At 66.5% G+C, this 26503-nt stretch carries 25 protein-coding genes; 13 read left to right on the forward strand and 12 right to left on the reverse strand.

The window, feature by feature from the left end:
* The first annotated feature begins 97 nt into the window (after positions 1-97).
* Positions 98-454, forward strand: a complete 357-nt coding sequence (locus tag C0J29_RS18750) for an MmpS family transport accessory protein (RefSeq protein WP_120794818.1) — start codon at positions 98-100, stop codon at positions 452-454.
* Between the two features lie 120 nt (positions 455-574).
* The gene (locus C0J29_RS18755; protein WP_120793185.1) at positions 575-1870 is read left to right on the forward strand and encodes a cytochrome P450; all 1296 of its coding nucleotides are present in this window, start codon (positions 575-577) and stop codon (positions 1868-1870) included.
* On the opposite strand, the gene C0J29_RS18760 is transcribed toward C0J29_RS18755, so the two are convergent.
* A complete protein-coding gene (locus C0J29_RS18760; protein WP_120794819.1) occupies positions 1860-2456 on the reverse strand; it encodes a class I SAM-dependent methyltransferase in 597 nt (198 codons plus the stop codon). The genes C0J29_RS18755 and C0J29_RS18760 overlap by 11 nt on opposite strands.
* Positions 2457-2550: 94 nt before the next feature.
* On the opposite strand from C0J29_RS18760, the gene C0J29_RS18765 reads away from it, so the two are divergent.
* Positions 2551-3846, forward strand: coding sequence for an MFS transporter (locus C0J29_RS18765; protein WP_242460470.1), 1296 nt, complete (start codon positions 2551-2553; stop codon positions 3844-3846).
* 121 nt (positions 3847-3967) lie between these two features.
* On the opposite strand, the gene C0J29_RS18770 is transcribed toward C0J29_RS18765, so the two are convergent.
* Together C0J29_RS18770 and C0J29_RS18775 are read right to left on the reverse strand one after the other, a co-directional pair.
* Positions 3968-4723, reverse strand: a complete 756-nt coding sequence (locus C0J29_RS18770; protein WP_065043642.1) for a potassium channel family protein — start codon at positions 4721-4723, stop codon at positions 3968-3970.
* A gap of 5 nt (positions 4724-4728) precedes the next feature.
* Positions 4729-5451 (reverse strand): haloacid dehalogenase type II, encoded by a 723-nt coding sequence (locus tag C0J29_RS18775; protein ID WP_242460471.1) that lies wholly within the window; start codon positions 5449-5451, stop codon positions 4729-4731.
* Positions 5452-5466: 15 nt separating this feature from the next.
* On the opposite strand from C0J29_RS18775, the gene C0J29_RS18780 reads away from it, so the two are divergent.
* Positions 5467-5850 carry a YidH family protein gene (locus C0J29_RS18780; RefSeq protein ID WP_065043640.1) on the forward strand — a complete coding sequence of 128 codons (384 nt, stop codon included), beginning with the start codon at positions 5467-5469 and terminating at the stop codon, positions 5848-5850.
* Positions 5847-6158 carry a DUF202 domain-containing protein gene (locus C0J29_RS18785; protein ID WP_120793187.1) on the forward strand — a complete coding sequence of 104 codons (312 nt, stop codon included), beginning with the start codon at positions 5847-5849 and terminating at the stop codon, positions 6156-6158. Before C0J29_RS18780 ends, C0J29_RS18785 begins: the two co-directional genes overlap by 4 nt.
* Positions 6159-6168: 10 nt before the next feature.
* Here the strand turns inward: C0J29_RS18785 and C0J29_RS18790 are convergent, their stop codons facing one another.
* The 3 genes from C0J29_RS18790 to C0J29_RS18800 form a co-directional block, all read right to left on the reverse strand.
* On the reverse strand, positions 6169-7746 hold the full coding sequence (locus C0J29_RS18790; protein ID WP_120793188.1) for a serine/threonine-protein kinase: 1578 nt from the start codon (positions 7744-7746) through the stop codon (positions 6169-6171).
* A gap of 48 nt (positions 7747-7794) precedes the next feature.
* The gene (locus C0J29_RS18795) at positions 7795-8541 is read right to left on the reverse strand and encodes a serine hydrolase (RefSeq protein ID WP_242460472.1); all 747 of its coding nucleotides are present in this window, start codon (positions 8539-8541) and stop codon (positions 7795-7797) included.
* Positions 8542-8650: 109 nt separating this feature from the next.
* The gene (locus C0J29_RS18800; protein WP_120794821.1) at positions 8651-9334 is read right to left on the reverse strand and encodes an Rv3717 family N-acetylmuramoyl-L-alanine amidase; all 684 of its coding nucleotides are present in this window, start codon (positions 9332-9334) and stop codon (positions 8651-8653) included.
* 172 nt (positions 9335-9506) lie between these two features.
* Between C0J29_RS18800 and C0J29_RS32885 the strand changes: the two genes are divergently transcribed.
* Entirely contained in the window at positions 9507-9692 is a 186-nt protein-coding gene (locus tag C0J29_RS32885; protein ID WP_162951505.1) for a hypothetical protein, read from the forward strand.
* Between the two features lie 64 nt (positions 9693-9756).
* On the opposite strand, the gene C0J29_RS18810 is transcribed toward C0J29_RS32885, so the two are convergent.
* Together C0J29_RS18810 and C0J29_RS18815 are read right to left on the reverse strand one after the other, a co-directional pair.
* Complete coding sequence (locus C0J29_RS18810; protein WP_065162095.1) at positions 9757-10536, reverse strand: hypothetical protein; 780 nt, start codon at positions 10534-10536, stop codon at positions 9757-9759.
* A complete protein-coding gene (locus C0J29_RS18815; RefSeq protein ID WP_120793190.1) occupies positions 10533-11138 on the reverse strand; it encodes a hypothetical protein in 606 nt (201 codons plus the stop codon). Before C0J29_RS18815 ends, C0J29_RS18810 begins: the two co-directional genes overlap by 4 nt.
* Between C0J29_RS18815 and C0J29_RS18820 the strand changes: the two genes are divergently transcribed.
* The 3 genes from C0J29_RS18820 to C0J29_RS34430 all read left to right on the forward strand — a co-directional run bounded on the left by C0J29_RS18820 (position 11137) and on the right by C0J29_RS34430 (position 17357).
* Positions 11137-14415: a helix-turn-helix transcriptional regulator gene (locus tag C0J29_RS18820; RefSeq protein WP_242460473.1), complete on the forward strand. Its 3279-nt coding sequence runs from the start codon at positions 11137-11139 to the stop codon at positions 14413-14415. The genes C0J29_RS18815 and C0J29_RS18820 overlap by 2 nt on opposite strands.
* Positions 14416-14528: 113 nt before the next feature.
* Positions 14529-14930: a DUF6636 domain-containing protein gene (locus tag C0J29_RS18825; RefSeq protein ID WP_162951506.1), complete on the forward strand. Its 402-nt coding sequence runs from the start codon at positions 14529-14531 to the stop codon at positions 14928-14930.
* Between the two features lie 462 nt (positions 14931-15392).
* Positions 15393-17357, forward strand: a complete 1965-nt coding sequence (locus C0J29_RS34430; RefSeq protein ID WP_120794822.1) for a serine/threonine-protein kinase PknD — start codon at positions 15393-15395, stop codon at positions 17355-17357.
* A gap of 6 nt (positions 17358-17363) precedes the next feature.
* On the opposite strand, the gene C0J29_RS18835 is transcribed toward C0J29_RS34430, so the two are convergent.
* From C0J29_RS18835 to C0J29_RS18850, 4 genes are read right to left on the reverse strand one after another with little or no spacing between them, the layout of a single operon-like run.
* The gene (locus C0J29_RS18835) at positions 17364-17615 is read right to left on the reverse strand and encodes a hypothetical protein (protein ID WP_120793191.1); all 252 of its coding nucleotides are present in this window, start codon (positions 17613-17615) and stop codon (positions 17364-17366) included.
* A gap of 17 nt (positions 17616-17632) precedes the next feature.
* Positions 17633-18802, reverse strand: coding sequence for a zinc-dependent alcohol dehydrogenase (locus C0J29_RS18840; RefSeq protein WP_120793192.1), 1170 nt, complete (start codon positions 18800-18802; stop codon positions 17633-17635).
* A 12-nt stretch (positions 18803-18814) separates the two neighbouring features.
* Complete coding sequence (locus C0J29_RS18845; protein WP_120793193.1) at positions 18815-19309, reverse strand: SRPBCC family protein; 495 nt, start codon at positions 19307-19309, stop codon at positions 18815-18817.
* A 5-nt stretch (positions 19310-19314) separates the two neighbouring features.
* Entirely contained in the window at positions 19315-19875 is a 561-nt protein-coding gene (locus C0J29_RS18850; RefSeq protein ID WP_065161847.1) for a hypothetical protein, read from the reverse strand.
* A 227-nt stretch (positions 19876-20102) separates the two neighbouring features.
* Here C0J29_RS18850 and C0J29_RS18855 point away from each other — a divergent pair, with 227 nt between their 5' ends.
* From C0J29_RS18855 to C0J29_RS18870, 4 genes are all read left to right on the forward strand, one after another.
* On the forward strand, positions 20103-21323 hold the full coding sequence (locus C0J29_RS18855; protein ID WP_120791834.1) for an IS110 family RNA-guided transposase: 1221 nt from the start codon (positions 20103-20105) through the stop codon (positions 21321-21323).
* 190 nt (positions 21324-21513) lie between these two features.
* A complete protein-coding gene (locus tag C0J29_RS18860; RefSeq protein WP_120793194.1) occupies positions 21514-23070 on the forward strand; it encodes a succinic semialdehyde dehydrogenase in 1557 nt (518 codons plus the stop codon).
* Between the two features lie 23 nt (positions 23071-23093).
* Positions 23094-24815, forward strand: coding sequence for a GMC oxidoreductase (locus tag C0J29_RS18865; protein WP_120793195.1), 1722 nt, complete (start codon positions 23094-23096; stop codon positions 24813-24815).
* Positions 24816-24902: 87 nt separating this feature from the next.
* Positions 24903-26489 carry a serine/threonine-protein kinase gene (locus C0J29_RS18870; protein ID WP_120793196.1) on the forward strand — a complete coding sequence of 529 codons (1587 nt, stop codon included), beginning with the start codon at positions 24903-24905 and terminating at the stop codon, positions 26487-26489.
* The last annotated feature ends 14 nt before the right edge of the window (positions 26490-26503 follow it).

A 26503-nucleotide genomic window follows, 5' to 3' on the forward strand; every position in this document is an offset into this window, starting at 1 on the left:
TCGGACCGTGCCGGCGGCACCGGAGCGGGCGCTCGGTGCGCCGCTAAAGCGGGCAAACCTCTGGTGTGGCGCCGCGGGTGATGACACGATGACAACCATGACCATCCGTCGCGCAGCTTCGATCCTGATTGCCACCGGCACCGCCTTCGGAGCCACCTACGGTGTGGCGCACGCGGATCCTTTCAAACCGCCGGGCGCCTTCCCCCAGGTTCACTATGAGGTCAGCGGTACCGGCATGGCCGAATACATCTCGTACCAAACCGAACACGGCCAGCAACGCGCGGTGAACGTGCCGCTGCCGTGGTCCACGGACTTCCAGGGCTTCGGCGGTCAGGTCTTTGTGCTGAGCGCGCAGGGGCAGGGCACGATCGCCTGCAAGATCGTGGTGGACGGCAACACGGTCAATGACGCGCACTCGACGGGGACCCCCGGACACGCGATGTGTTCGCACTGAGGCGGTCTCGCACGAAGGCGGTCTCACACTGAGGCGGTCTCGCACGAAGGCGGTCTCGACGGAAGCGGTCTAGGCTCGCCGGTGGCACCTCCTCAACGGTGAGGAGGCAAAGGAGGATGCATGGACCTCAAGACTGACGCGCACTCTGGCCTCAAGCCCAGGGCGAACGGGACACCGCCGCCCGAGATTCCGCTGGCCGACATCGCACTGGGATCGCTGGATTTCTGGGCACTCGATGACGACTACCGCGACGGCGCCTTCGCCACCTTGCGTCGCGAGGCCCCGATCTCGTTCTGGCCCGCGATCGAAATGGAAGGTTTCACCGGCGGGAACGGGCACTGGGCGCTGACCAGGCTGGACGACGTGTTCTTCGCCAGCCGCCACCCCGAGGTGTTCAGCTCCAGCCCCAACATCACCATCAACGATCAGACGCCGGAACTGGCCGAGTACTTCGGCTCGATGATCGTGATGGACGACCCGCGCCATCAGCGGCTGCGCTCCATCGTCAGCCGGGCGTTCACGCCGAAAGTGGTGGCCCGCATCGAAGCCTCGGTGCGGGATCGCGCTCACCAGCTGGTGACGTCGATGATGGCCAATCATCCCGATCGGCGGGCCGACCTGGTGAGCGAGATCGCCGGGCCGCTGCCGTTGCAGATCATCTGCGACATGATGGGCATCCCCGAAGACGACCACCAGAAGATCTTCCACTGGACCAACGTGATTCTTGGCTTCGGCGACCCCGACCTGGCCACCGATTTCGGTGAATTCCTTCAGGTTTCGATGGACATCGGCGCATATGCGACTGCGCTCGCCGAGGACCGGCGGGTGAATCATCACGACGACCTGACCACCGCCCTGGTGGAAGCTGAGGTTAACGACGAGCGGTTGTCGTCGTCGGAGATCGCGATGTTCTTCATCCTGCTCGTGGTGGCCGGCAACGAGACCACCCGCAACGCGATCAGTCACGGGGTGCTTGCGCTGTCCCGCTATCCCGAGGAGCGGGACAAGTGGTGGGCCGACTACGACGGCCTGGCGCACACAGCCACCGAGGAGATCGTGCGGTGGGCGTCACCGGTGGTATACATGCGCCGGACGCTGACCCGTGATTTCGAGTTGTCCGGCACCAAACTGGCTGAGGGCGACAAGGTTTCGCTGTGGTACTGCTCGGCTAACCGGGATGAGTCGAAGTTCGCCGACCCGTGGCGGTTCGACGTGGCACGCAACCCCAACCCACACGTCGGGTTCGGCGGCGGCGGCGCCCATTTCTGTCTCGGGGCCAACCTGGCCCGCCGCGAAATCCGGGTGGTGTTCGACGAGTTACGCCGCGAGATGCCCGATATCGTGGCGACGGCGGAACCGCGGCGACTGCTGTCGCAGTTCATTCACGGCATCAAGGTGCTGCCGGTCACGTGGTAGCGCTGAGGTCGTAGACGATCAGCACCCGCGGGTATACCGTCAGCCACTCCGGTGATTGCGGAATCCGTTGCACACTAACGGCTTTGGTGGCGAGCCAGGCCAGCGCCTGACGATACTCGTCGAGGCGTGCCGGGCGGAACGGGTACCGGTGTGAGCGGTGCACGTGCGCCTGCAACGCGAGCTTGCCGACCAGTCCCTCGGGCAGGTCTTCGAACACGATGATGCGCCGGCGCGCGACGCGGTCGCATTCGGCGATCAGCCCGACCGGATCGTTGCTGTGGTGCAGCACCTCGTTGAGGATGACGTCGTCGAACGAGTTGTCCGGGAAAGGGATTGAGGTGCCGTCGAATTCAGCGAAGGGCAGGTCGGTCTGCCGGAAGTCCCGCACGTCGATGCCTTGCGGCACCACCCCGTACATGTCGCGCAGATAAGCCAACAGCAGCCCGGTGCCGCACCCGACGTCCAGCACGCTGTCGCCGTCGTCGACGCAATCCCGCAGGGCTTCAGCTTGTTCGCGGGCTTGTTCGCGTAACCGCACGGCAGGCTGCATGACATGCTGTGCTTCGGACAGGCGGCGGCGGAACATTTCGGCCAAACGTAGCACGAGACGCTGGACGACGGTTGTTCGCGGAAGGAGGCAACGGGACATCGTGAACGTCAGGCGTATTGCGTTCGCGTGCATGGTAGGTACCACCGTCGAGTTCTACGACTTCTACATCTACGGCACCGCCGCGGCCCTGACGTTCCCGACGGTTTTCTTCCCGAACCTCAGCCCGGCGCTGGCGACGATCGCCTCGATGGGGACCTTCGCCGCCGCCTTCGTGTCCCGGCCGTTGGGTGGAGCGGTGTTCGGTCACTTCGGTGATCGCATCGGGCGCAAGGCGACATTGGTCGCCACGCTGCTGATCATGGGTTTGTCCACCGTGGCAGTCGGTCTCACGCCGGGTGCGGCGACGATCGGTGTGGCGGCGCCGTTGATCATGCTCGCGCTGCGCCTGCTGCAGGGGATCGCGGTCGGCGGCGAATGGGCCGGATCGGCGTTGCTGGCCGCCGAGTACGCGCCGGCGCACCAGCGCGGCCGCTACGGCATCTTCACCGCCGTCGGTGCCGGGATCGCGATGGTGCTGACCGGCGTCACCTTCCTGCTCGTCAATGCCACCGTCGGGGAGACGAGCCCGTCGTTCCTCAACTGGGGATGGCGAATTCCCTTCCTGCTCAGCGGCTTACTGGTGGCGTTCGCGTTGTATGTGCGGGTCAGCATCGAGGAGACCCCGGTGTTCAGCAACCAGAGTGCGCCGCCGCGGGTGCCGCTCGCCGAGGTGGTGCGCCAGCAGTGGCGCACCGTGTTGCTGGCCTCGGGCAGCTTCGTGGCGCTGTTCGCGTTCGTCTTCATGGCCGGCACCTACTTGACCAGTTACGCCCACAGTCAGTTAGGGCTCTCCCGCACCGCGATCCTGTTCGCCGGATTACTCGGTGGGCTGGTGTGGGTCGCGGTGGTACCGGTGTCGGCCGGATTGTCCGACCGGGTCGGGCGCCGTCCCGTCATGCTGTCCGGGTGGGCCGTGGCGTTGCCCTGGTCGTTCGCCGTGCTGCCGTTGATCGACGCCGATAAGCCGGCATTGTTCGCGGTGGCGATCGCCGCCACGTACGGGATTGCGGCCTTCGCCTACGCGCCCATGACATCGTTTGTGCCCGAACTGTTCACGACGTCACACCGCTACACCGGCGCCGGGCTGGCGATCAACATCTCCGGCATCCTCGGCGGCGCGGTTCCCCCGCTGATCGCCGAACCGCTCAGCGTGCGCTACGGCAGCTGGAGCATCGGGCTCATGCTGGCGGTGCTGGTGGCGGTCAGCCTGTGGTGTACGTATCGGCTGCCGGAGACCCGGGGGACGTCTCTGGACGACGTGATAGCGCCGGCGATATCACGTTCCGGCGGCAGTCATGCCGAGCTCCGCCGGGACGCAAGTGACTGATGTGACGAGGTCGATCGTCTGAGACCCGCACCGAGGTGCGGTGGACTCGAGTCACAACCGTCACTCTGGTCTCTGCAGGGCAAGGCATGATGCCGCTGCGATCGTGATAGCGCCCGCGATATCACCGGCCCGCGGGACGAGCCTGGGCGCCCGATTCCGCACGAGTCGCCCGCAACTGCTCGGCCAGGTCCCGGATCTCACCGCGCAGTTCGTCGATCTGAGCGGCCGTCGCCACCTGAGCGGCCGTGTCGGTTTCGGAAACCCGTTGCACGATCCAGGAGGCCAGCGACCCGGTCACCACACCGATCAGCGTGATGCCGCCCATCATCAGCAAGACCGCGACCACGCGTCCTGTCACGGTGAGCGGGTACAGGTTGCCGTAACCGACGGTGGTCACCGTGGTGATGGCCCACCACACGGCCTTGCCGAAGCTGTTGATGGTGGTGCCGGCCTGATGGCGTTCGGCGTCCAGCACCGCCAGCGCGCCGGTGTAGACCAACAGCAGCACCCCGGAAACCGTGTAGATCAGGATCTGGCCACGCACGGCATGACCGACGGCCTTCTGCAACACGCCCAGCAGCACGATCAGGCGCACCATCCGCAGCGGCCGCAGGAACGGCAGCAGGACGATCAGCAGGTCGACGATGTGCAGCAGAAACCATTCCCGGCGGTTGTCGGCCAGGACCAGGCGGGCGAAGTAATCCCCGACGAACATGGCCCAGGCGACCCAGCACAACAGCCACAGAATGCGCGCCTCCGACCCGTGCGGCCGGGCCAGGATCTGCACCGAGTACATGATCAGGAAGGCGACGGCGACCACGGCCAGCGGCCACTCGGTGCGCTGCCTCCACAGCTGTTCCTTGGAGAGAGAGTGCATGTGCCTCACCCTACGAGTTGGTCGGCCAGATCGACGAAATCACAAGCGTTGACGTCGAACTCGTCCTCATAGGCGACGTCCGCCACGCCGTCGGCGCCGAATTCGAGCGGCCGGGCGACGAAGGCGGTCCGGAAACCGAGTCGGGCGGCGGCGCGCAGGTCGTACTTGTGGCTGGCCACCATCATGATGTCGCCGGGTGGCAGGCCCAGGTAGGTGGCGGCCATCCGGTAGGCGGCCGGGTCGGGTTTGAACACCCCGGCCATCTCCGCGGTGAAGATCGCGTCCCAGGGCAGGCCGGCGCGCTTGGAGATGTTGATGACCGCGCTGACGTCGGCATTCGACAGGGTCGCCAGGACGTATGTGCGGCGCAGTCGGGTCAGGCCCGCCACGACGTCCGGCCACGGTCGCAGCCGCTGCCAGGCCAGGGCGAGGTCGTCGCGCTCGGCTGCCGTCAGGCCGGTGAAACCGGCATCGGCCAGGACGGTGTCGAGCACGTCGCGGTAGATCGAGTGCACCGAAACCCAGGACCCCGGGCTCGGCGCCGTCTCCGGGGCCTTTGCTGAGGCTATTTTTAAGGCCGCGAAGTAGCCTGCCCGCCAACGCCGGACGACGTCGGGCCAATCCACCCCCGCGTCACGGCCGGCGCTGATCCGGCGCGCCTCGTCGCACACCGTGGAGTGAAAGTCGGTCGCGGTCCCTTGGACATCGAATAACAGCGCCTTGAGCACCCGACCGAATCTACGATGTGCACCGTGGCTACCGATGGTCCCCCCGAAGACGTCATCGAAGAGCAGGAGCCCGACTACCGGTTCACCCTTGCCAACGAGCGAACCTTCCTGGCCTGGCAGCGCACCTCGCTGGGCCTGCTCGCGGCCGCGGTCGCCCTGGTGAATTTTGTTCCGGAGCTGGTGGTGGTCGGCGCGCGGCGGATCATGGGCGTCGGCCTGGCCGTGTTGGCGATCTCCACCAGCTGGACCGGCCTACAGCGCTGGCGGCTGTCCGAACGCGCCATGCGGCGCGGGGCCCCGCTGCCCCGGCACCCGTCCCCCGGACTGCTGGCGATCGGGCTCATCGTGCTCGGCGTGATCACACTCGCCATGGTGATCGCCAAGGTGGTCGCGGGTTGACCGGGCCCGGGGGGCCCGCCGAGCGCACGACGCTGGCCTGGACCCGGACGTCGTTCGCGTTCCTGGTCAACGGAGTGTTATTGGCGCTCAAGGATGTTCACGGCGCCGGACAGCGAGTGGGGGCACTGCTGCCGGCCGGGGTGGCCTGTGTGGCGGCGCTGGGTACCTACGTCATCGCGCGGCGACGCCAACACACCCTGGCGCAACGCCCGCTGCCGTCGCCCATCACCGCCCGCCGGCAGGTGTACGTCGTGGGCTACGCGGCACTGGCACTCACCATCACCACCGCGATTGCCCAACTGCTGTAACGCTTTTGGACTACCAGAGGTAGACGACGGCGTCTTTTCCGCCCGTGCACCTGATCCACGGGTTGGCGCCGTCGCCCGCGCACTGCATCAGGAAGTTCGCGGTGTTCTTCGGATCGCAGTTCGCGCCAGGGACAGTGAAGCAGTCGACGGCGCCGGGCGACGACACGGTGCGTGCGCCGTTGGTGGCGTTGTTGTAGGTGTTCCAGTACGCATGCAACACCGCGTTGGCGAAGTAGCACGACGTCTGTGGCGAGCCGCGACCGCCGTGCGAACCGTACCCGGTGAGGTTCATCTGGAAGCCCTGGTCGCAGCTCTGATGGCTGGCGCTCTGGTCGGGCCCGGTCACCAGCGGCGGTGCGGCGTTGGTCGGCCGCGACGGGATCGGCTCCGGGGAAACCGTGGACGTCTCGCCCGAGTACGGCGGGACCGTCGGTGGCACGGTCGCCGTCGAGGTGCCCGCCGAGTCCTCCTTCTTCGCCAGCAGTCCGACCGCCACGCCGACGCCGCCGAGTATCAACACCGCGCCGAGCCCGATCCCGACAGGCGCCAGCCAACGACGCTGCTTCGCCGTCGCCGGAGCCGGGCTGGGGATTACGGGCTGCGGGCCGGATGGCGGGAAGTTCTGCGGCCCGGACGGCGGGTAGTTCTGCGGGTACCCGGCCTGGACCGTCGGCGGCTGCGGCGGGGGTTGTTGCGGTGGCGGGGGCGGCCAGGATGCCGGCCGGGTCGGTGACTCGTCCGTCGGGTCGACCGCGGTACGCACCCCGCTGCGCAGCGCGCGTTCGGCCGCCCGCCCGAAGGCCCCGGCGCTGCCGTACCGGTCGTCGGGCTCCTTGGCCATGCCGCGCGCGATGACCTCGTCCAGCGTCGCGGGCACCCGCGGGTTCGTCAGGCTGGGCCGCGGTGGCGGTGCCGACAGGTGCGCGGCCACGAAGCCGCCCTGTGATTCGGCGGGGAAGGGCAGTTGGCCGGTCAGTGCCTCGTACAACACGCACGCCAACGAGTAGACGTCCGCGGCCGGCGTGATGTCCCGGTCGGAGAACCGCTCCGGCGCCATGTAGGCCCACGAGCCGACGCGCATGTTGACCGCGGTGAGCCGCGTGTGCTCCCCCATAGTCTCGGCGATGCCGAAGTCAACCAGGTAGGCGAAGTCAGCCGGGGTGACCAGGATGTTCTGTGGCTTGACATCGCGGTGCACGAGACCTTCGGCGTGGGCGGCATCGAGTGCGGCCGCGATCTGGGCGACGATGGCGACAGCGCGTGCGGGTTCCAGCGGGCCGTTGGCCAGCAGTCCTTCCAGGTCCTTGCCACGGACCAGGCGCATGTCGATGAACAGCGAGCCGTCGATCTCACCGAAACCGTGGATCGGAATGACGTGCGGTTCCTGCAGTGTTGCCGCGGCGTGCGATTCGCGCTCGAAGCGGGTGCGATATTTTCGGTCGTTGGCGAACTGGGTGTTGATGATCTTGAGGGCGACGGTCCGGCCGATCTGGTTGTCGTAGGCCTCGTAGACCTCCCCCATGCCGCCCTTACCGACGACACCGGTGATCGTGTATTTGCCGAAAGTCGTGCCGACGCGCTGATCCACCGCTGAAGCCCTCCTCCGTAGGGATTATGCGGCACCCTGCCGTGATGTCTAGGTGTTTCCCGGGCACTGGCCGGCGGGCAGCTGCGCGAGATGCTCGCTCAGCCAGGCGGTGGCTTGGTCGAGGGCACGCGTGCCGTCCTCGAACGACCCGGACGCGGGCTCGGCCGCGATTGCGACGGCGAGTCTCCCCGCGTTGACGACGCCGATCTGACGCACCAGATATCTGCCGGCCGGGGACGGACCCCAGCCGCCCTTGAACTGGGCGCCGGGCAGCGCGCCGATGCCCCAACTCTGTTGTGGCGCAATCTGTCCCATCAGTGCAAAGATGGGCTCGTTCTGCTTGTCGCAGAACGCTTTAGCGGTGAAGTGGGCCTGATTCGCGAGCGACCAGATGGTCTGGCCGAATGCGGTGAATTCCGGTCGCACCTTTCGCGATTCGACCGTGGTGGGATCACCGGTTTCCCGCAGCACCTCCTGCACCTTGCCCGCGGCGGTGACGGGATCGCCGAGCTGCTGCCAAAGCGCTTCGGCCGCTGCGTTATCCGATTCGGTGATGGCAGCCTTCATGGTGGCGGTGACGTGGTGTTGCTGGCGGTAGGCGGCGATCGCGAGCGGCACCTTGATCGTCGACCAGGCCGGGCCCGGGGGCCAGTCGCCGTAGATCGTGGGCGGCTCGTTGCTCCCGACGGCCGTGACGGCCAGTCCCATGGTGGCGTTCAGTCGGCCGGCCAGTTGCGTGAATTCCGCGGCGAGATCGACGTTCTGTGGCGGCGGGGCGCTTCGGGGGGACGTCATCGGTGGCCTTTGCGGAGCGGGGGCATGCCGGTAGGTGTACACGGCGGTCAATGTGACGATCGCGGCCGCCACAACCAGAGTTGCGAAGACCGCGATCGCGGTGCGGACGCTAGCCCGCCTTGGCTTGTAGATAGGCGACGATCCCCTGGGTTACGGCGGCGGCGTATTTCGCTCGGCCATCGGCACTTTCGATCTGGGCGGCATCCTCGGCGTTCTTCATGTTGCCGAGTTCGACGAGCACGGCCGGGTATTGGGCCAGGTTCAGCCCGGCCAGGTCGGCGCGACCGTACAGACCGTCGGAGCCGATGTAGTTCGACGGCTGGAAGCCGGCCGAGATCAGGGCGGATCGCATCGCGTTGGCAAGTTGCATCGCACCGGTGGATTGGGCGTCGTTCAGCGGCGGGCTGGAGTAGTTGACATGGAACCCATGCCCGGACGCGGGTCCGCCGTCGGCGTGGATGCTGACGATCGCATCCGGGTGCATGGCGTTGGCGCGGGCGGCGCGGTCGTCGATGCAGGGGCCGACGGAGCCATCGTCGGGTCTCGAGAGCTGGGTGTTGACGCCGAGGTTCTGCAGCTGAGCCGAGACCATGGTGGTGACGTCCCAGGTGAACGCATGCTCGGGATAACCGTCGCCGGCCGCGGTGCCCGAGGTGTTGCACGGCTTCGTACCACCCCGGCCGTTGGGCACCTGCTGGTTGATCGACGCGTCGGCGACGGCGTTGTGGCCCGGATCGAGGAAAACGCTCATACCGGCGACACCGGCGGCCGCGGCGGGCGGGACGGTGACCATCGCGGCCAGAAGGACCGGTGCTGCGGCGGCGCATTTCAGCACGTCGCGCCTGGAAAATCGGCTCACCGCGCGATGGTAACAACCCTGGCAGGCTCGGCGCCCTTCACCTGCGGCGGCGCACCTGGCGCATCAGCTCGGCGCCCTCGACGCCGTAGATACCGCGATCGTCGCCGTGCAGCACCCAGTAGTGCTGCCGGTCAGCGCGGGCGGCGAGGGCGGCGCGGTAGCGCGCGTTCTCGGCCTCGCGTTCGGCGTACCAACGGGCGATGGCCCGGGCCAGGAAGAAGAGGCCGACGAGTGCCGCCGCGCCCAGAATCCACTAGATGAACTTGATGATGAGGCCGATGATCAGCAGTAGGCCGAACACCGCGCCGAATCCGCCGCGCTCCATGGGACGCAAGCTACTGCGGGCCACCGACAAGTCAGCCGATGCGCCCGATCGCCAGTTGCGCGAGACGTTTCAGGTTTGTACACGAACCAAACCCCTGGGTGACCCGAAGTATCCGCTCGCCACTCAGCAAGACCACCAGCGTGGTGGAGGGCGGTGTGGTGGTCAGTTCGTTGACGCAGGAGGCCTTGAGGCCGATGCCGTCGACCGCGTCACCGGTTCCGGTCGCGAGCGCGAACTCAGATGGCGCATCGACGGCGAACGCACCCGCGGTCTGCAGGTCGACTTCCACACCATCCCCGACATCGTGTGGCTTGTCGTAGATGCACGCGATATCGACTGAGCCGGGTTCCGCGCCCAGGGGTTCGGCGTTCACCGGGCCGCCCATGATGCCTGCGGCCTCGGTCGCGGTCACCCAGTCACACGGCCGGAACGCCGGTGGCTCCGTCGGGTCTACTTCGGCGAGTTCAACGGTGACCGCATCACTGCGCCCGACCGGGGTTCCGGTCGCGGGCGATACCGCGACGATGCGGTACGTCTTTTCGGCGGGCCGGGCCGGACGATTGAGGGGGTCATGTCCATCCGGCGCCACCGACTTGAGCTGGTAGCACTCCAGGGCCCCATCCTTGGCCTGATATAGAAGGCGCCCAACAACATTCGGCACCGGGCGGGGCCACGTCTGCGCGTCGCAGAGCTGCTGCACGGTTTTCGGCCCCGCAACCCCCGTCACGGCGGGTCGCGGCGCCGGGTGGTGTACCGAGCAGGCCGCACACACCAACGCGGCGACAACGGTGATCAGTCGGCGCGACGTCATGGGCTTCTCTCAGCCCAGCTCGTAGGATTCCTGCGACACCAGGAAGAAGTGACTCGTGCCGGCGTCGCGGCAGGTGATCCCGGATGGCTCGCTCTCGCACGTGAGGGCACGGTGGTACGGGATTGCCCGAACTCGAGCACCGGGCGCTGGCTCGGGGGCATGTGCTGAGTCGCGCAGGCAAAGCCGGGTTGTTCGCCCTCGTTGAGCCGGAACTGGTTTGCGGTCGGCGCCAGCGGGCAGCCCCAAATCGACTGGGCCGGTGCCGTCCAGGTGTGATCGGTGATCTCGCACAGGGCATGTGGTTTGTCGGCCCCGACCGAGGTGTACATCATGCAGCGGATGTTTCCCGACGGTGACTGGAACTCATAGCCGGCGTCGGCCTGCGCCGTGGCCGGCAAAGCGACCGTCGCCGCGACGGCGGCAATCGCCAGCATGGTGAATCTCTTCATACGGCTGCTCTTCTCATCGGGTCCTGTCATCAGGCTCGGCCAGTCAATGTGGTCCGGCTCGCTACCGATCCCAACATCTACGCGACGCGGGCGGTGTTTCTGCGCGATTGCGCCGATGTAGTGCGCGGCACAAGCGGCAATCCTGGCTAACATGAGCCAAAACGCGGAGCTGACCTGGGACGATTTGGGCATGAGCGAGTTGCTGCCGACCGGCACGGTGACGCTGCTACTTGCCGACGTGGAAGGCTCCACCCGGTTGTGGGAAACCCAGCCCGAGCAGATGACCGCCGCGCTGGCCCAGCTCAACCGCACCGTCAACCACACCATCGCCGCCCACGACGGGGTGCGCCCGCTCGAACAGGGCGAGGGCGACAGCTTCGTCGCTGCCTTTGCCCGCGCCTCCGACGCCGTGGCTTGCGCGCTGGCCATACAACTGGCGCCGCTGGCCCCGATCCGGGTGCGCATCGGCATCCACACCGGCGAGATCCAACTGCGCGACGACGCCAACTACGCGGGCCCCACCATCAACCGCACCGCCCGGCTACGCGACCTCGCCCACGGCGGCCAGACGGTGTTGTCGGGCGTGACCGAATCGCTGGTGATGGACCGGCTGCCCGACGGCGTGTGGTTCACCGATCTGGGCAGTTACCCGTTGCGCGGCGTGCCGCGTCCCGAACGCGTGGTGCAGCTGTGCCACCCCGACTTGCGCAACGAGTTCCCGCCGCTGCGGGTCCGCAACGCCGTTGCCGCGCATAATCTTCCGGTTCAACTGACGAGTTTCATCGGGCGCGCAGCCGAGATGACGGAGCTGCGCCGGCTCGTGACGAGCAATCGGTTAGTTTCCCTGACCGGCGCCGGGGGTGCCGGTAAGACCCGACTCGCGGTCGAACTCGCGGCCGGCCTGACCGCCGAATTCGGCGACGGGCTCTGGTACGTCGACCTGTCCCCTGTCACCAACCCGCTTGCCGCGCCGGTCACCGTGGCGCGCACGCTGGGACTGGCCGACCAACCCGGCTGCTCCCATGCGGACTTGCTGGTGAGATTCATTGCGGACAAGCACATGCTGCTGATCCTGGACAACTGTGAGCACCTGCTCGATGCGTGCGGGACTCTGGTCGCCGAATTGTTGACGGTATGCCCGCAGTTGACCATTCTGACGACCAGCCGTGAACCACTGGGCGTGCCCGGCGAGCTGGGTTGGCGGGTGCCCTCACTCGGCATCGCCGACGCGGCCGTCGAGCTGTTCGAAGATCGGGCACGACGCGCGCGCCCCGATTTCGTTGTGGGCGAACAGAACCGCCAACTTCTCGAAGACATCTGCACCCGCCTGGACGGCATGCCGTTGGCGATCGAGCTTGCCGCGGCACGGATTCGGGCGTTGTCGCTGCAGCAGATCGCCGACAGCCTGCACGACCGGTTCCGGCTACTGACCGGCGGTGCGCGCACCGCCGTGCGCAGACAGCAGACGCTGCGCGCATCAGTCGACTGGTCCCATGCGCTGCTCACCGAACCCGAGCAGGTGTTGTTTCGCCGACTGGCGGCCTTCGCCGGCGGATTCGACCTCGACGCCGGCGCGGCCGTCGGCGCGGGCAACGAAGTCGAAACTTACCAATTGCTTGACCAACTCAGCTTGCTGGTCGACAAATCACTGGTCGTCGCCGATGACACCGGCGACGGCATGCGATACCGGTTGCTGGAGACCGTACGCCAATACGCCCAGGAAAAACTCGGCGAGTCCGGCGAGGCAGACCGGGTGCGCACCCGGCACCGTGACTACTACGCGCAGACCGCGGCGGCAAGAGAAGCGCGAGGCCACTCCTATGATGAGCAGCTGCTGTCCTGGGCCAAGGTCGAAATCGACAATCTGCGAGCCGCTTTCGCGTGGAGTCGCGAGAACGGGGAGCTGGAGACGGCGTTGCAACTCCTATTGTCGTTGCGGCCGTTATGGTTACGGGGCGGCCGTGTTCAGGAGGCGCTGTTCGGGTTGTCCGCAATCCTGGCCGAGGATCGCTCCCATCTGACACCCGCGGTGTGGGTGGGCGCGGTGGCGCGTTACGCCATTCTGGCTGCGTGGGTCGGCTTCCCGGTGGAGTTGAGTCGAGCGCAGGAGGCGCTGGCGGTCGCGCGCGACATCGGTGATTCCGCATTGCTCAGGGAGGTCCTGATCGCATGCGGAATGATCGCGCTCTACGTGCCGGGCACCGCCGAGCCCTACCTCACCGAAGCGGTCGAACTGGCCCGCGTAGCCCACGACCAATGGAGTCTGTGCGAAATCTACAGCTACCAGGGGATTGGCGCTCTGATGGCCGGTGAACCGGGTTTGGCAATCCCGGCCAACCAGCAAGCGCTTCAACAAGCCGATGCAATCGGCGACAAGTTCTTCTCCCGGAATTGCCGTGCGTGGCAGTGCATCGCCTTGACACTGCACGGCGACCCCGCCCGTGGCATCGAAATCGCCGACTCCATGCCCCGTGAAGCTGAGACCGCCGGAGACTCAACCATGGCGGTTTTCGGCTATGTCACCCTTGGTCAGGCGCTGGCCCTCAACGGCCAGCCAGAAGCGTCTCACGCGGCGGCGCGGGCTGCGCTGGAAATAGCCGATGCGATGGGTAGCTATTTCGCCGACGCGATGTATGCGGTATCCGCCTGCGCCGCCCTCGCGGCCGGCGACGCCGCGGCGGCCCGGGCTGCAGCCGAAATGGCTTATCGGCAGAGCAATCCCATGCGCGAACTGTTCACCACATGCATCACTCCCATGGCTGAAGCGTTGCAGGCGTGCGGGGATCTGGAGGCCGCCCGGCGATCAGCGGACGAAACGTTGGCGGTGGTGCCGGGCTGCTATCGCATGCTGGCCCTGCTGGCGCGAGCCAATATCACGATGGCACAAGGCGATCCAGAACAGGCCGAACGCGACGCCCACGAAGCCCTGACCGTTGCCGTCGATACCCAGGCGTTCATACGGGTGGACGATATTCTGGAGTGCCTCGCCTGCCTTGCGGCCGCCGAAGGGAATCACCCGTACGCGGTGCGCCTGTTGGGTGCCGCCGACGCGCAGCGGCGACGCATCGGGCACCCACGCTTTCCCATGTACCAGGCCGACTACGACACTACGGTGGCCTCGGCCCGCGAGGCACTGCCACCCGACAACTTTCAAACCTGGTGGGCGGAGGGTGCCGCGTTGTCCCTCGAAGAAGCGATCGCGTACGCCCAGCGCGGGCGCGGCGAGCGCAAACGGCCTTCGACCGGTTGGGGGTCGTTGACGCCGATGGAGCTCGACGTGGTCCGCTTGGTTCAGGAAGGGCTGGGCAACAAGGACATTGGTGCGCGGTTGTTCATTTCACCGCGCACCGTGCAGACCCACCTGACACACGTCTACGCCAAACTCGGGGTGACGTCGCGTGTCCAACTCGCCCAGCAAGCGGGTCGCTAACCTGCGCGAGCAGACGCGAAATCACCGCGGAGCGCGCGTTCCTCGGTGATTTTGCGTCTGTTCGGCGGGTCGGGCCGCGCCGAAGGTGCTATGACCACACCATGCGAATCCTCATGCTCGCCCCGATCGCGGCCGTGGCCGTCCTCGCGCTCCCTGCCACCGCGCACGCCGACGGGCAGGACTTTCAAACCCCGTCGGGCAACATCGCCTGCTCGCTATCCAGCACCGGTGTCGCCTGCGACATCAATGAGCACACCTACACGCCCCCACCGCCGCCGGAGTGCGGCCAGCACCTCGCCTGGGGTGACCGGTTCGTTCTCGAGCCTGGCAAACCGGCAACGATTCATTGCCACGGGGACACCGTGCGAGTGCCGGGCGAACGGACCCTGAACTACGGCCAGACCGCCTCAGCCGGAACCCTCAGCTGTATCAGCGAACAGTCCGGCGTCAAGTGCACCGACAGCAGCAGCGGGCATTACTTCGAGGTGTCCCGGGACGCATTCAAGCTCGGGTAGCCGCGTTTCAGACCGGGACGACGCTGCGCGTTCACTTCCGCACCGTGCGTCTTTGACCGGGACGGCACCGCGCCTGCCCGCCTCAGCGCGACAGGGGGATGTTCCCTACCGTTGTCGCGCATAAGCGGGACGCCAAGTCGTCAACATTTCCAGACACCGGTGTGGCCGATGTGACGCATGGGGCGCGCAAGCCGCTTTCCCTAGTTGATCTGATCCGCCCAATCGCCACCTGCGCGAAGCGCTTCCGCGTGTCGCACCACCCGTTGCAGACAAGTCGACGCGATCCGGCGACCACCGAACCCAGGATCGTCGGTGCCCGATTTCCGGCGGACTGCCAAGATGGTTAACGGAAGGCGAACACGTAGCAAACCTGGCGCGACGGCGGGGCCGGTGAAATGCTGTGAGTGGTCACAGGTGCTCGCGTTACAGTCGGGCCAGTGGTGACGGTTGTGGGAGGCGTTGTTGCAGGAGACGATGTTCGGTAAATACCGGCTCATCGAGTTGATGGGCCGGGGTGGCATGGGCGAAGTATGGCGCGCCTATGACGCCGACACCGACAGGGTCGTCGCGCTGAAGATTCTGCCCTCCGCGGTCTCCAACGACGAGGTGTTCCAGCAACGGTTCCGGCGCGAGGCGCACGCCACCGCACGGCTGAACAGCCCGCACCTGATTCCGATCCACACCTACGGTGAGATCAACGGCCGGCTGTATGTGGACATGCGGTTGATCGAGGGACACGACCTGCTCTGGGTGCTGAACCAGGGGCCGCTGCCGGCGGCCCGCGCGGTCAGCATCATCGACCAGGTCGCCAAAGGCCTGCACGCCGCGCACCGAGAGCGACTGCTGCACCGGGACGTCAAGCCGTCCAACATCCTGCTGGACCACGACGACTTCGCCTACCTGATCGACTTCGGCATCGCCCGCGCCGCGGACGACCTGTCGCTGACGGCGACCGGCAACTTCATCGGCACCTACCACTACATGGCCCCCGAACGGTTCACCGCGGCGGACGTGGACTCCCGCTCGGACATCTACTCGCTGGCCTGCGTGCTCTACGAATGCCTGACGGCGCAGTCGCCGTTTCCCGGTGACACGTTGCAGGAGCAGATCACCGGCCACCGCAGTGCGCCGCCGCCACGACCGTCGAACACCAATCCGGACATTCCGGCCAGCTTGGACATGGTGATCGCGCGGGGCATGGCCAAGAACCCGGGCGACAGGTACGACACCGCCCTCGAGCTCGCGCGCGACGCCCACAGCGCGCTCACCGCGACGACGGTGACGCCGACCATCAGGATGCAGCCGGCTCCCGCCGCCTACACCAATCCGATGCCCCGCCCCGACACCAACTGGCGCCAACCCCCGCAGCCCACTCAGCCCCCACCCCCGCCGCCCCGGCAACCCCCGCCCCCGCAACCCCCGCAACGGCAACCACCGCCTCCGCAGCCGCGGCCGCCGGCGCCACCGCCGCCCCCGCAGAACCTCAATCAGACGATGGCGCGGCCGATCATCGTCCCGCAGAATGAACCGCCCATACCTCGGCCCCCCGCGACGCCGCCTGCGTCGGCGCGTCCGTGGTGGCGCCGGAAGGCGGTCGCCGCGGGTGCCGTGCTCGCCGTGATCATCACCGTGGTGGCGGTTGTCCTGCTCGGCAGCTCGGGGTCGAAGAGCGACTACGAGCAGATCACCCTGCCGTTCAGCGGTCTTCGTGATCCGCAGGGCTTGTCGGTGGACATCGGCGGCACCGTGTATGTGGCTGATACCGAACACAATCGGATTCTGGCGTTGTTCGCCGGCTCCACCGAACCCCACCAACTGCCCTTCGACGGCCTCAACCTGCCGACGGGTGTCACCGCCGACAACACCGGCACCGTCTACGTCAACGACGCCGGCAACAAGCGGGTGCTGGTCCTGCGCCCGGGCGCACAAACTCAGGAAGTGCTGCCGTTCACCGACCTGGAAAACCCGACCGGCCTCACCGTCGACAGCAGCCGCACCGTCTACGTCGCCGACACGGGAAAGAACCACGTGGTCGCTCTTCCCCCGGGTTCGACCACGATCAGCGAGGTGCCGTTCACCGGACTCAACAATCCCACGGGTCTGGTGGTCACCGGCAACGGAACGGTCTACGTGGCCGACGGCGGCAACAATCGGGTTCTGGTACTGCCGGTGGAGACCAAAAAGCAGGCGGAGCTACCGTTTTCGGGCCTCAAGCAGCCCGGCGGCCTGACACTGGACTCTAAGGGCAATGTGTTCCTGAACGACACCGGACACAACCGCACACTGAAACTCGCGGTGGGATCCTCCACGCAGGAGGAGTTGCCGTTCACCGGCCTCGACTACCCGTGGGGCCTGTCGGTCGACAACAGCGGCACCGTCTACGTGGGCGGCCGCAACGACAAGATTGTGGCGCTGCGGCACAAGTAAGTTGGCTCAGCCACCCAGGTTTCGCACGGCGGTGTCGAGAGTCTCCGCTTGCTCGGAGAGCTCCCGGTCCGACAATTCGGATGCTCCGGCACGACCCACCACCTCTTCGCGCGACGCGATGTGCAGCGCGCCCCTACAGTCCGGCGAGTCCAGTTCCGCCGGAGTCTTGACCTCGATGCGGCCCTGAATCAAAACCATTGCGGCGTCTGGATCTTCGTGTGCCATCAGTTGGCGGACATCGTCGGCCTGGACTGTCATGGCTCTCCCTTCGTGGCTCAGGGCCGCAGCGCGACCCGAATGCAACTGTCCTTCTTGTTCTTGAACAGGTCGTAGGCGAGCACACCCTGTTCGAGCGGTAGGTCATGGGTGATCAGCTTGGCCGGGTCCAGGTCGCCCTGCTCGACGTAGTCGAACAACCGGGTGATGTAGCGCTGACCGTGCTGCTGCGACGTTTTCAGGGTCAGGCCCTTGTTGGTCAGCACACCCATCGGGAACTTGTCGGTCACGCCGTACACCCCGAGCACCGACACCACTCCCCCCTTACGGCAGGCGAGAATGGCTTGCCGCAGAGCGCTGGCCCGGTCGGTCTCCATCCGCAGCAGCTGCTTGGCCTTGTCGTAGAGCTGCTGGACTCCGGTGCCGTGGCCTTCCATGCCGACCGCGTCGATGCAGGCATCCGGGCCGCGGCCACCGGTCATCTCACGCAGCGTCTCGTGCACGCTGTCCACCGCGGTGTAGTCGACGATCTCCAGCCCGAACCCGTTGCGCGCCAATTCCAACCGCTCCGGAATCCGGTCGACGACAATGGCGCGCTCGGAGCCGAGCAGCAGCGCGCTGCGGGCGGCCATCAGGCCGACGCCGCCGGCACCGAAGACCGCGACCGTGTCACCGCCGGAAATGTCGCAGAAGTCGGCGCCCATGAAGCCGGTGGGCGCTGCGTCGGACAGAAACAGGGCCTGTTCGTCGGTGATATCGCCAGGAATCACAAAGCAGTTGGTGTCACCGAACGGCACCCGCACGTACTGGGCGTGTGAGCCTGCGTAACCGCCGAACGGGTGTGTGTAGCCGTAGATTCCGCCGGAGGGATAGCCGAGCAGCGGTTGCTGGAGCTCGGGATTGGGGTTGGTGGTGTCGCAGCAGGCATACATCTCGTGCTCGCAGTACCAGCAGCTGTCGCAGGCGATGAATGACGGCACCACCACCCGGTCGCCGACCTTGATGTCGCGCACCTCGTGGCCCGTCTCCGCCACAATTCCCATGAATTCGTGGCCGAAGACGTCGCCTTCTCGCATGCCAGGCAGGTAGCCGTCAATGAAGTGCAGGTCCGACCCACAGGTGGTGGTGAGTCCTACTTCGACGATCAGGTCATGCGGGTTAAGGAGTTTCGGGTCGTCGACGGTCTCCACCGACAGATCGTTGACTCCGTTCCAGCACAGTGCGCGCATGGTTCGCCTCTCTTACCGCGCGGACTTCCGCGCGCTCGGGTTGGACCGGATGGTCGGCACCTCACCCGTCTGCAGCAGCGCGCGCAGCCGGTAGAGCACCTTGAACACCGCCGCGCCGGACAACAGCCCGGGCGTCGGCGCCTGCACCCGCATGGTGACCTCGGTGCCGAGATCGTTTGAGGCGGGCCGATACTCGACGACCAGTTCGTTGTCGTCGCCGGTGCCGACGAAGCGGACGCGGCCGGGCTCCGCGGCGCGTCGCGATTCCCAGGCCGGTCCCTCCGTCAGGCGCCACCGATACCGGTCCTCGCCGAGGGTTTCCACCTCGGCGATGTCGCCGAGCACCACCGAGAGCTGGTCGGGATCCCGCCAGAACTGTTCGATGCGCTCGGGTTGGCAGGCGATGGTGACGGTTTGCGCCTTGGCAGCATTGGGCGCCGCGTCGGCGACCATGCTCACCACCTTGGTGACAACTTTGTTCACCGGCTCCGGTATCTGGTGCACCATCGCGGTCAGCTTGCCTTGCGGGCCAGCTTGTTTCCGAACCCGGAGATCATCTGACTGGGCCGTTGCTGCTCGCCCTGCTGCGCGCCCAGGAGGAGGATCGTCCCGGTGAGAACCGGCAGCGCCCACTGCAGGTACCGCAGTTGCTTCTGTGCCGCGGCCGCTTGATCCGGGGTCGACGAGGATGGTTCGGTTGCGCCCTCCGCGGGATGGCCGTCTCCCTGAGCGGCTTTGGCGCCCAGCGCGCCGCTGTAGGCGGTGGCGCCCAGCGCGGCGCCGGTGACGGCGAGTTTGGCGGCGGTATTGGAGGTCACGCCGCTTTGGTACTTGGCGCGCTTGCGGTTGTTGTAAAGGATGGCGCCGCCGCCGAGCAGATGCGCGCCGATTGCCGCGGCGTTGACCGGCGCCCATTTCGCCCATCCGGTAGCCGAGACCCGCGCACGGTCCTGGGGGTCACGAACGGCTGCACTCGCGCCGTTGAGGCCGACGGCCCCCATGAGCGATCCACCGAACCAGGCCGCGGCGCCCAGGTCGTGGAGTGAGCGAATGACTGTGCTGCGTGATGGCATTGAGAGTCCTACCTTTCGAAGCGTGGGTTTGATCGGGTCGTTCGTAGGATCGGAGAACCCCACGAACTGCGGGTATGGCTGTCATTGGGGTGCGGTGTGGACCGCTCAAAGGACTTGGCCGCCCGCAGTTTGGCAACGGCTCGACTGCTGATTGGGATACGCGATGTGATCGCTGCTGTAGGACTACGCCGGGACGTCGTTGCCAGGGACCGCAAAGAGTGACGGCTATGAGTGTGGAGGTGGCGTTGACCGAAAAGGTCTGGGCAGGAATCGATGTGGGAAAAGAACACCATCACTGCGTGGTGATCAACAGCGAAGGGCAACGGCTGCTGTCGCGGCGAGTGTTCAACAACGAGCCTGAACTGGCGAGTCTGCTCGACGAGGTGATCGAGCTGGCCGGCGGCCAAGTGTTGTGGGCGATCGACCTCAACCATGGAGCGGCGGCACTGCTGATCGGCTTGCTCGTTGCTCGCGAGCAGCCGCTGGCATATCTGACCGGGCTGGCAATTCACCGAGCGTCGGCCAGCTACCGCAGCGAGGGCAAAACCGATGCCCGTGACGCGTTCGTCATCGCTGATCAGGCCCGCCTTCGCCGGGATATCAGTTTGCTGCGGCCCGGCGATGAGATCGCCGTGGATTTGCGTATCCTGACCACCCGCCGCGTGGATGTGGTCTTTGATCGCACCCGCCAGATCAACCGCCTGCGCGCGCAACTGCTCGAGATATCCCCTGCATTGGAGCGGGCGTTGACCTTGACCAACAAAGGTCCGCTGGTGCTGTTGACCGCCTACCAAACCCCGGCGGCGATCCGCCGCGCGGGAGTTGCGCGCCTGGACGCGTGGCTGCGCAAACAGGGCGCGCGTAACGCCACCGCGCTGGCCCAGACCGCGGTGGAGGCCGCCCGCTCCCAGTCGGTGGTGTTGCCCGGAGAGCGTTTGGCAGCCCAGATGGTCGCCCGGCTGGCCAAGGGGGTGATCGCCCTCGGTGACGAAATCGCCGAACTCGACGAGCTCATCGAGGCCCGATTTCGCGACCATCGACACGCCGAAGTAATCATCAGCCTGCCAGGCATCGGACCCCGGCTGGGTGCGGAATTCCTCGCCGCCACCGGCGGAGACATGACCGCGTTCACCGGTGCTGATCAACTCGCCGGGTTCGCCGGGCTGGCACCACAACCCCGCGATTCCGGCCGCATCCATGGAAATCTGCGCCGCCCCAAGCGCTATCACCGCGGACTGCTGCGGTCGATGTACCTCTCGGCGCAAATCTCGATCACCACCAGCCCCGCCTCGCGCACCTTTTATCAGCGCAAAAGAGCCGAGGGCAAATCGCACAAGCAAGCCGTACTCGCATTGGCAAGGCGCCGTATCAGCGTCCTGTGGGCCATGCTCCGCGACCACACCACCTACCACGACTTACCCCCCATCCCCATCACGACGGCGGCTTGACAACACGATTGGGAAGTCCTTTCGATTGTGGGCGTGACGCGGTTGACGCGTGCCCGCTTCGTTTGGGGTTCACAGTTCTGTTGCTTTGAAACCCAACCGTTCTCGACGATTGGCCGTCTTCGCGTCAGGTCCCGTTTGTTCGTATTCGGGCAGGGTTCGGCACCGGCATTCGCGGGCATTCAGCACAGTTATGACCACCGTGATTGACACTGACCCCGTCTTCGCCGCGCTGGCGGCGCGGGTACCTGCCGCCGACCCGGGCAGCTATCACGAAGTCACCAACGCGATGTCGGGCAAGCCGCTGGGCCGGATGCCACACTGCACCGCCGACGATGTCGCCGTCGCCGCCGTCCGGGCCAGGCAGGTGCAGAAGAGTTGGGCCGGCAGGCCGATTGCCGAGCGGGCGGCGGTGCTGTTGCGCATGCATGACCTGGTGCTCAAGCGCCAGGATGAGGTGCTCGACATCATCCAGTCCGAGAACGGCAAGGCGCGCGGGCATGCCTTCGAGGAGGTGATCGACGTCGCGCTGACCACCCGCTACTACGCCCACACCACCGGGGACTACCTCAAACCCCAACGGCGGCAGGGTGTTCAGCTGGTCCTCACCGAAGCCTGGGAATACCACCACCCCAAGGGACTGGTCGGTGTGATCGCGCCGTGGAACTATCCGTTGACCCTGGGTATCAGCGATGCGCTGCCGGCGATCGTCGCCGGAAACGCGGTGCTGATCAAACCCGATGAGCGCACGCCCTTTTCGACGCTGTGGGCGGTGCGGTTGCTCGAAGAGGCCGGGATGCCGCCCGGTCTGGTGCAGGTCGTCACCGGCCCCGGCTCCGAACTCGGGACACCGATCATCGAGCAGTCCGACTTCCTGATGTTCACCGGTTCCACCCGCGTCGGCCGTCTCGTCGCCGCCCAGGCCGGCGAACAGCTGATCGACTGCTCGATGGAACTCGGCGGCAAGAACGCCCTGCTGGTGCTCGACGACGCCGACGTCGCCAAGGCGGCGGTCGGAGCCACCCGCGCGTGCTTCTCCAACGCCGGACAGTTGTGCATCTCGATCGAGCGGATCTACGTGCCGAAGATGTTGTGGGACAGCTTTGTTCCCGCTTTTGTCGAGGCGACGGAGAGCATGGTGTTGTCGGCGGGACTGGACTACAAGGCCGACATGGGCTCGTTGATCAACGAGACCCAGTTGAACACCGTCATCCATCACGTCCAGGACGCGGTGGCGCAGGGCGCGACCGTGCTGACCGGCGGCAAGCCGCGCCCCGACATCGGTCCCTACTTCTATGAGCCGACGATCATGACCGGCGTCCGAAAAGGCATGGCCGCCTTTGCCGACGAGACCTTCGGACCGGTGGTGTCGCTGTATCCGGTGGACAGCGAAGACGAGGCCATCGCGAAGGCCAACGACAGCGACTTCGGGTTGAACTTCAGCGTCTGGACCGCCGACCCGCAACGCGGGCGCCGCGTCGCCGCGCGATTGCAAGCCGGCACCGTTAACGTCAACGAGGGTTATGCCGCCGCCTGGGCGTCGGTCGATGCGCCGATGGGCGGCATGAAGGACTCCGGCCTCGGACGCCGCCACGGCGAGCACGGAATCCTCAAATACACCGAATCCCAGACCATTGCGATCGAACGCGTGCTGCCCGTGGGGGCGCCGCGGTGGTTGCGGGCCGACCGGTATGCGCGGGTGATGACTGGCGGGCTGCGCGCGCTCAAACGACTGCCCGGCGTCAAATAAAGCGTCAACTAGAGGGGGATGGCATGGCCGTGGACTACGACGTAGTGGTGATCGGCTCCGGCTTCGGCGGATCGGTCTCGGCGCTGCGGTTGACCGAGAAGGGTTACCGAGTCGGCGTTCTGGAGGCCGGACGGCGCTTCGAGGATTCGGAGTTCCCGAAGAACAGCATGGACGTGCGGAACTTCCTGTGGGCACCAAAGCTCGGCTGCACCGGAATTCAGCGCATCCACGTGCTGCCCGACGTGATCGTGCTGGCCGGCGCCGGCGTGGGCGGCGGCTCGCTGAACTACGCCAACACGCTCTACGAGCCAAAGTCGGATGCCTTCTACCGGGACCGGCAGTGGGCGCACATCACCGATTGGCGCGACGAGTTGGCCCCCTACTACGACCAAGCGAAACGCATGCTGGGGGTGGTGCGGAATCCGACGATGACGGCGTCGGACGTTGCGTTGCGCAAGGTGGCCGAGGACATGGGCGTCGGCGAGACGTTCGGCATGACACCCGTCGGGGTGTTCTTCGGCGACGACAATGTGCCGAAACCCGGTGTGGAGGTTGATGATCCGTTCTTCGGCGGGGCCGGGCCGCGCCGGCGTGGGTGCATCGAGGTCGGCGAGTGCATGACCGGTTGCCGGCACAACGCTAAGAACACGCTGATGAAGAACTACCTGTATCTGGCCGAGCGGGCCGGCGCGAAGGTGCACGACCTGACCACCGTCGTCAAGGTGCGTCCTCGTGCCGAGGGCGGTTATGCCGTCGACACCGTCCGCAGCGGCAGTTGGCGGGCGAGGCGCACCGCCGGCACCATCACCGCCCAGCAGGTGATCTTCGCGGCGGGGACCTGGGGCACCCAGCAGTTGTTGCACCGGATGAAAGCCGACGGCACGCTGAGCGGGATTTCGGACCGCCTCGGAGTGCTGACCCGAACGAATTCGGAAGCGCTTTGTGGTGCCAGCGTGCGGATGCGGCAGGGCAGCGACGCCGGGTTCCATCAGGGAGTCGCGATCACATCGTCGATCCACCCGGACGATAAGACGCACATCGAACCGGTCCGCTACGGCAAGGGCCCGCAGTCGATGGGGATGCTGACCACGGTGATGACCGACGGCGGAGGGCGCGCGCCGCGGTGGGCCCGGTGGCTGGGACAGGTGCTGCGCCACCCGGGTCAGGCGGCGTCGGTGTATGCCGGTCTGCGGACCTGGTCGCAGCGCACCGTCATCGCGCTGGTCATGCAGACCGAGGACAACTCGCTGACGCTGTTCCCCAAGCGGCGGCGGTTGGGCGGAGTCAAGCTGTCGTCCCGGCAGGGCCACGGGGTGCCCAACCCCACCTGGATCCCGAAGGCCAACGAGGCGGTGCGTCAGCTCGCCGAGGACATCGGCGGGATGCCCTACAGCAGCGTCGGCGAAATCTTCGACATCCCGATGACGGCCCACTTCCTCGGCGGATGCACGATCGGGGATTCACCGGAGACCGGCGTCATCGATCCGTATCACCGGATGTTCGGGCATCCCGGGCTGCATGTGATGGACGGGTCGGCCATCTCCGCCAACATCGGGGTGAACCCGTCGCTGACCATCACGGCGCAGGCCGAGCGGGCAATGTCATTCTGGCCCAACGTGAATGAGGAAGATACCCGGCCTGATCTTGGCACCGGATATCAGCGGCTGGTGCCGGTGGCGCCGCAACGGCCGGTGGTTCCGGGGGATGCTCCGGCGGCGTTGCGGTTGCCCGTCGTGGAGCGCTAAGCCCGCCCCGCGTCCTCGGCAAACGCCTGCGGCCTGTCAGACGTCCGTCGCATACTGACGACAGGGAGGAAAGGCAGGGTTGTTGCCATGAAGTCACTCGTCGGTGAAACCTTTGGCAAATACGAAGTCAGTCGGCTGCTCGGCAAGGGCGGCATGGGTGAGGTGTACGAGGCATTCGACACCGACAAGCGCCGCGCCGTCGCGCTGAAGGTGCTGCCCGACGAGTACGCCGACGACCAGACCTTCCGGGAGCGCTTCCTGCGCGAGTCACATGCGGCGGCGATTCTGCAAGAGCCGCATGTGATTCCGATCCACGACTGGGGCGAGATCGACCACACGCTGTACATCGATATGCGACTGGTGCGGGGCGAGACATTGCACGACATCCTGGCCAGGCGTGCCTTGACGCCGGAGCGGGCCGTCGAGATCATCGGCCAGGTCGCCGCGGCGCTGGACGCGGCGCATGCCAACGGGCTGATCCATCGCGACGTCAAGCCGCAGAACATCATCATCACCCCAGACGACTTCGCCTATCTCGTCGACTTCGGCATCGCCGAAGCCCGGGGTGAGTCGCATCTGACGATGAGCGGCTATCAGGTGGGCAGCTTCGCCTACATGGCACCCGAGCGGCTCAACAGCGACGAACCGGCGACGTCCGCCGTCGATGTGTATGCGCTGGCGTGTGTGTTGTACGAGGCGCTGACGGGTCGCCGGCCGTTCGTCGGCGACACCCAGCAGATCATCGCCGGTCACCTGACGGCGCTGCCGCCGCGGCCCAGTGTCGCTCGCTCGGGCGTCCCGGCCGCGCTCGACGACGTCATCAGCCGGGGAATGGCCAAGCACCCGGATGACCGGTATGGCAGTGCCGGAGCGCTGGCGCGGGCGGCCAAGCGGGCTTTGTCGGCTCCGCAGTCGGCTCCTGAGCCGGCTCCGGGGCCGACTGCCGCGGATACGGTTTACGGCCCGCAGTATCAGCCGCCGCAGTACCCACCACCGCAGTATTTCCCCTCTCCCCCAACGGTTCCCGCATATCCACCGCGGGATGACTCCCGGCGATTTCTGGTGCCGACGCTGGTGGCGGTGGCGGCCGCTCTGGTCGTCGTAGCGGTGGTACTGGTGGTGGTTGTCGTCGGGAACCAGAAGTCCGGTTCGGACACTTCGAGGGTCGCCTATCCCCCGTCGGGACAACCGACGTACCAGCCGTCCTACGAGACGGGCGCGGCGCCGACGTATCAGACGACGACGCCCCCGACCACGCGCTCGGTCGCGCAGCCGACGACGACAGCATCCGCGGTCCCGGACGCCGAGCAGCAGTTGCGGCAGTACGTGAACCTCGACCGCTCCGTGGTCGCGACGGAGGCCGCCGACAAGTGGGTTCCGCAGCTCAGCTCCAAGCGACCCGGTATCCGTGACAACGGGGTGGTGTGGGACAACGCGATGGCGTTGCAGGAGCACTTGCAATTCCGCAAGCTCTACAACGCCAAGCTGCTGTGGTCGGGTGACTGGTCGACATTCTCCGAGCCGAACTTCTGGGTGACGATCGCGGGGATCACCTTCGACGATTCCAGGGGCGCGCTGATGTGGTGCAGCAGCAAGGGATTCGACCGGGATCACTGCATCGCGAAGATCGTGAGCACGACGCATGGGGTGCCGGGGAGCACCGCGTACAACTGACGAGTCCCCGCTAA

Origin of the sequence: Mycobacterium paragordonae (assembly GCF_003614435.1) — a bacterium.
Taxonomy (GTDB): domain Bacteria; phylum Actinomycetota; class Actinomycetes; order Mycobacteriales; family Mycobacteriaceae; genus Mycobacterium; species Mycobacterium paragordonae.